Below are 1,494 nucleotides of genomic sequence, written 5' to 3'. Positions count from 1 at the left end.
TGTCCAGACTGTGGGACTCACCATGACCGAGATATTAACGCCAGTAAAAATATTTTGGCCGCAGGGCTTGCGGTGTCAGTCCGGGTTGCGACCATAAGACCAGAACAGAGTAAATCTGTTAAGGCAGGTGCGGAACCCCGCAAGGGAAAGAAGCAGAAACCTAAATCGTGAGGTTTGGGAATCACCGTCCGTTTACGGCGGTGAGGATGTCAAGCCGTCCAACGTCAAGAAACACCCCTAACTATTATTAAACATTGTCGTCAGCCATGATCGAGAACCTGACAACCAGATCGCCTATTTCCCTGAAAAACTATCGTATTGCGGCGATTATTCCCTGTCACAACGAAGAACTAACGATCGCAAAAGTGGTCTCCCAATTTCAAACTTTTCTGCCAGAAGCGGCAATTTATGTCTATAACAACCGCTCTAGCGATGATACCGTGACCGAGGCCCTCAAAGCGGGGGCGATCGTGCGTCAGGAAATCCAACCGGGAAAAGGCAATGTTGTCCGGCGGATGTTTGCCGATATCGAGGCCGATATCTATATTCTCATCGATGGTGATGATACCTACGAAATTGCGGCAGTACGACGCTTAATTGAACGAATGCTGCGAGAACAGTTAGATATGGTGGTCGGTGCGCGTCGGGAAGCGGCAAAATCCTCCCAGGCTTATCGTCCCGGTCATCGCGCCGGTAATCTATTTTTAACGGGATTGGTGAAATTTCTGTTTGGAGCGCGTTTAATCGATATGCTCTCCGGTTATCGCATCTTTTCTCGTCGTTTCGTCAAATCTTTTCCCGCTTTGTCCAATGGTTTCGAGATTGAAACCGAGTTAACTATCCACGCTTTAGAATTAAAAATTCCCTTCGCTGAAGAACCAACCCTCTACGGGGAACGTCCCGAAGGTTCCCAAAGTAAGTTAAAAACCTTTCAAGATGGCTGGCGAGTATTGGGAACCGCTATCCTACTTTTTAAAGAAATTCGTCCTTTTCTCTTTTTTAGCCTTGTCTCGCTAATTTTGGCGGTTATTTCCCTCCTCTTAGCGATCCCCGTCCTGTTTGAATACCTCGAAACCGGCTTAGTACCACGTTTTCCCACCGCTATTTTATCGGCCTCGATCATGCTTTTAGCCTTTTTAAGTTTGACCTGTGGCATGATCCTCGATTCCGTCTCCCGGGGACGAAAAGAGATGAAACGAATGGCCTATCTAGCTAACAGTTGGCTGAAAGGTTAGGGAAAAAGTTCGCTAAACATACAGGTCTAGGTCACATCTGGGGTTAAACCGTCTCTAACCGTTGCAGCACGGAGGAGGGTTTTTTGTCAATAAATTCCGCCGGCGAAATTTGATATTTAATCAGATTGGCTAATTCCTGTAGTTGGCTGATGGCTTCCGCACCTTCGAGTTTCATTAACTCTCGATCATCGCGCATTTCTGTCCAGGTGATGCCGTAATCGGACACGAGAAACCGAATTAGATGGGTTTCACCCAATCC

3 protein-coding genes are annotated in these 1,494 nt (G+C 47.2%); 2 read left to right on the top strand and 1 reads right to left on the bottom strand.

Going from position 1 to position 1,494, the window contains the following annotated elements:
* On the top strand, nt 1-171 hold a 171-nt coding region (locus PX482_RS24330), incomplete at its 5' end, for a zinc ribbon domain-containing protein (RefSeq protein ID WP_288123142.1).
* 95 nt (nt 172-266) lie between these two features.
* Nucleotides 267-1,235, top strand: a complete 969-nt coding sequence (locus PX482_RS24325; RefSeq protein WP_004159345.1) for a glycosyltransferase family 2 protein — start codon at nt 267-269, stop codon at nt 1,233-1,235.
* A gap of 43 nt (nt 1,236-1,278) precedes the next feature.
* Here PX482_RS24325 and PX482_RS24320 read toward each other — a convergent pair.
* On the bottom strand, nt 1,279-1,494 hold a 216-nt coding region (locus PX482_RS24320), incomplete at its 5' end, for a DUF1815 family protein (protein WP_288123141.1).

Origin of the sequence: Microcystis sp. M53602_WE12, from assembly GCF_030065455.1 — a bacterium.
Lineage (GTDB): Bacteria > Cyanobacteriota > Cyanobacteriia > Cyanobacteriales > Microcystaceae > Microcystis > Microcystis aeruginosa.
Note: the sequence above shows the minus strand (reverse complement) of the source record. Positions and strands in the feature narration are given on the sequence as shown.

Coding starts and splice junctions, on each gene's coding strand:
- PX482_RS24325 (WP_004159345.1), top strand. CDS start 267: ATGATCGAGAACCTGACAACCAGATCGCCTATTTCCCTGAAAAACTAT.